This window comes from Cuspidothrix issatschenkoi CHARLIE-1, from assembly GCF_002934005.1.
GTDB lineage: Bacteria > Cyanobacteriota > Cyanobacteriia > Cyanobacteriales > Nostocaceae > Cuspidothrix > Cuspidothrix issatschenkoi.
The window spans coordinates 1-4,035 of record NZ_PGEM01000014.1 but is presented as its reverse complement, the minus strand read 5'-3'; the positions used below and the strand labels follow the sequence as shown (position 1 = coordinate 4,035).

Below are 4,035 nucleotides of genomic sequence, written 5' to 3'. Positions count from 1 at the left end.
GTGAATAAAGGCCGGATAAAACTTGTGCTTATTTTTCTTTACGGTCTTTAAAAAGGCCGTAATATCCAGCTGAACGGTCTGGTTATAGGTACATTGAGCAACTGACTGAAATGCCTCAAAATGTTCTTTACGATGCCATTGGGATATATCAACGGTGGTATATCCAGTGATTTTTTTCTCCATTTTAGCTTCCTTAGCTCCTGAAAATCTCGCCAAGCTAGCTTGGATTCTCACCAATAAAAAACGCCCGGCGGCAACCGAGCGTTCTGAACAAATCCAGATGGAGTTCTGAGGTCATTACTGGATCTATCAACAGGAGTCCAAGCTCAGCTAATTAAGCTTGGCTGCAGGTCGACCCGGGGTACCGCATGCAGATCTGGAACCTTTCTTCTCGTAGACTTCAAACTTATACTTGATGCCTTTTTCCTCCTGGACCTCAGAGAGGACGCCTGGGTATTCTGGGAGAAGTTTATATTTCCCCAAATCAATTTCTGGGAAAAACGTGTCACTTTCAAATTCCTGCATGATCCTTGTCACAAAGAGTCTGAGGTGGCCTGGTTGATTCATGGCTTCCTGGTAAACAGAACTGCCTCCGACTATCCAAACCATGTCTACTTTACTTGCCAATTCCGGTTGTTCAATAAGTCTTAAGGCATCATCCAAACTTTTGGCAAGAAAATGAGCTCCTCGTGGTGGTTCTTTGAGTTCTCTACTGAGAACTATATTAATTCTGTCCTTTAAAGGTCGATTCTTCTCAGGAATGGAGAACCAGGTTTTCCTACCCATAATCACCAGATTCTGTTTACCTTCCACTGAAGAGGTTGTGGTCATTCTTTGGAAGTACTTGAACTCGTTCCTGAGCGGAGGCCAGGGTAGGTCTCCGTTCTTGCCAATCCCCATATTTTGGGACACGGCGACGATCGAGTTCAATGGTCGAACCATGATGCCGGATCCGTGATGGTGATGGTGATGCGATCCTCTCATAGTTAATTTCTCCTCTTTAATGAATTCTGTGTGAAATTGTTATCCGCTCACAATTGAATCTATTATAATTGTTATCCGCTCACAAAGCAAATAAATTTTTTATGATTTCTCGAGGTGAAGACGAAAGGGCCTCGTGATACGCCTATTTTTATAGGTTAATGTCATGATAATAATGGTTTCTTAGACGTCAGGTGGCACTTTTCGGGGAAATGTGCGCGGAACCCCTATTTGTTTATTTTTCTAAATACATTCAAATATGTATCCGCTCATGAGACAATAACCCTGATAAATGCTTCAATAATATTGAAAAAGGAAGAGTATGAGTATTCAACATTTCCGTGTCGCCCTTATTCCCTTTTTTGCGGCATTTTGCCTTCCTGTTTTTGCTCACCCAGAAACGCTGGTGAAAGTAAAAGATGCTGAAGATCAGTTGGGTGCACGAGTGGGTTACATCGAACTGGATCTCAACAGCGGTAAGATCCTTGAGAGTTTTCGCCCCGAAGAACGTTTTCCAATGATGAGCACTTTTAAAGTTCTGCTATGTGGCGCGGTATTATCCCGTATTGACGCCGGGCAAGAGCAACTCGGTCGCCGCATACACTATTCTCAGAATGACTTGGTTGAGTACTCACCAGTCACAGAAAAGCATCTTACGGATGGCATGACAGTAAGAGAATTATGCAGTGCTGCCATAACCATGAGTGATAACACTGCGGCCAACTTACTTCTGACAACGATCGGAGGACCGAAGGAGCTAACCGCTTTTTTGCACAACATGGGGGATCATGTAACTCGCCTTGATCGTTGGGAACCGGAGCTGAATGAAGCCATACCAAACGACGAGCGTGACACCACGATGCCTGTAGCAATGGCAACAACGTTGCGCAAACTATTAACTGGCGAACTACTTACTCTAGCTTCCCGGCAACAATTAATAGACTGGATGGAGGCGGATAAAGTTGCAGGACCACTTCTGCGCTCGGCCCTTCCGGCTGGCTGGTTTATTGCTGATAAATCTGGAGCCGGTGAGCGTGGGTCTCGCGGTATCATTGCAGCACTGGGGCCAGATGGTAAGCCCTCCCGTATCGTAGTTATCTACACGACGGGGAGTCAGGCAACTATGGATGAACGAAATAGACAGATCGCTGAGATAGGTGCCTCACTGATTAAGCATTGGTAACTGTCAGACCAAGTTTACTCATATATACTTTAGATTGATTTAAAACTTCATTTTTAATTTAAAAGGATCTAGGTGAAGATCCTTTTTGATAATCTCATGACCAAAATCCCTTAACGTGAGTTTTCGTTCCACTGAGCGTCAGACCCCGTAGAAAAGATCAAAGGATCTTCTTGAGATCCTTTTTTTCTGCGCGTAATCTGCTGCTTGCAAACAAAAAAACCACCGCTACCAGCGGTGGTTTGTTTGCCGGATCAAGAGCTACCAACTCTTTTTCCGAAGGTAACTGGCTTCAGCAGAGCGCAGATACCAAATACTGTCCTTCTAGTGTAGCCGTAGTTAGGCCACCACTTCAAGAACTCTGTAGCACCGCCTACATACCTCGCTCTGCTAATCCTGTTACCAGTGGCTGCTGCCAGTGGCGATAAGTCGTGTCTTACCGGGTTGGACTCAAGACGATAGTTACCGGATAAGGCGCAGCGGTCGGGCTGAACGGGGGGTTCGTGCACACAGCCCAGCTTGGAGCGAACGACCTACACCGAACTGAGATACCTACAGCGTGAGCTATGAGAAAGCGCCACGCTTCCCGAAGGGAGAAAGGCGGACAGGTATCCGGTAAGCGGCAGGGTCGGAACAGGAGAGCGCACGAGGGAGCTTCCAGGGGGAAACGCCTGGTATCTTTATAGTCCTGTCGGGTTTCGCCACCTCTGACTTGAGCGTCGATTTTTGTGATGCTCGTCAGGGGGGCGGAGCCTATGGAAAAACGCCAGCAACGCGGCCTTTTTACGGTTCCTGGCCTTTTGCTGGCCTTTTGCTCACATGTTCTTTCCTGCGTTATCCCCTGATTCTGTGGATAACCGTATTACCGCCTTTGAGTGAGCTGATACCGCTCGCCGCAGCCGAACGACCGAGCGCAGCGAGTCAGTGAGCGAGGAAGCGGAAGAGCGCCTGATGCGGTATTTTCTCCTTACGCATCTGTGCGGTATTTCACACCGCATATGGTGCACTCTCAGTACAATCTGCTCTGATGCCGCATAGTTAAGCCAGTATACACTCCGCTATCGCTACGTGACTGGGTCATGGCTGCGCCCCGACACCCGCCAACACCCGCTGACGCGCCCTGACGGGCTTGTCTGCTCCCGGCATCCGCTTACAGACAAGCTGTGACCGTCTCCGGGAGCTGCATGTGTCAGAGGTTTTCACCGTCATCACCGAAACGCGCGAGGCAGCTCTAGAGGGCGGATTTGTCCTACTCAGGAGAGCGTTCACCGACAAACAACAGATAAAACGAAAGGCCCAGTCTTTCGACTGAGCCTTTCGTTTTATTTGATGCCTCAAGCTAGAGAGTCATTACCCCAGGCGTTTAAGGGCACCAATAACTGCCTTAAAAAAATTACGCCCCGCCCTGCCACTCATCGCAGTACTGTTGTAATTCATTAAGCATTCTGCCGACATGGAAGCCATCACAAACGGCATGATGAACCTGAATCGCCAGCGGCATCAGCACCTTGTCGCCTTGCGTATAATATTTGCCCATGGTGAAAACGGGGGCGAAGAAGTTGTCCATATTGGCCACGTTTAAATCAAAACTGGTGAAACTCACCCAGGGATTGGCTGAGACGAAAAACATATTCTCAATAAACCCTTTAGGGAAATAGGCCAGGTTTTCACCGTAACACGCCACATCTTGCGAATATATGTGTAGAAACTGCCGGAAATCGTCGTGGTATTCACTCCAGAGCGATGAAAACGTTTCAGTTTGCTCATGGAAAACGGTGTAACAAGGGTGAACACTATCCCATATCACCAGCTCACCGTCTTTCATTGCCATACGAAATTCCGGATGAGCATTCATCAGGCGGGCAAGAATGTGA

4 protein-coding genes are annotated in these 4,035 nt (G+C 47.6%); 1 reads left to right on the top strand and 3 read right to left on the bottom strand.

What is annotated here, in order from left to right:
* Both CUN59_RS22750 and CUN59_RS22745 read right to left on the bottom strand, forming a co-directional pair.
* On the bottom strand, positions 1-183 hold a 183-nt coding region (locus CUN59_RS22750), incomplete at its 3' end, for a CatA-like O-acetyltransferase (protein WP_243406837.1).
* Between the two features lie 147 nt (positions 184-330).
* The gene (locus tag CUN59_RS22745; protein WP_104386261.1) at positions 331-984 is read right to left on the bottom strand and encodes a dihydrofolate reductase; all 654 of its coding nucleotides are present in this window, start codon (positions 982-984) and stop codon (positions 331-333) included.
* Between the two features lie 319 nt (positions 985-1,303).
* On the opposite strand from CUN59_RS22745, the gene CUN59_RS22740 reads away from it, so the two are divergent.
* A complete protein-coding gene (locus tag CUN59_RS22740; RefSeq protein ID WP_000027050.1) occupies positions 1,304-2,164 on the top strand; it encodes a broad-spectrum class A beta-lactamase TEM-116 in 861 nt (286 codons plus the stop codon).
* Positions 2,165-3,554: 1,390 nt separating this feature from the next.
* Here the strand turns inward: CUN59_RS22740 and CUN59_RS22735 are convergent.
* Positions 3,555-4,035, bottom strand: a 481-nt coding sequence (locus CUN59_RS22735) for a CatA-like O-acetyltransferase (RefSeq protein WP_243406836.1), incomplete at its 5' end; no start/stop codon positions are given.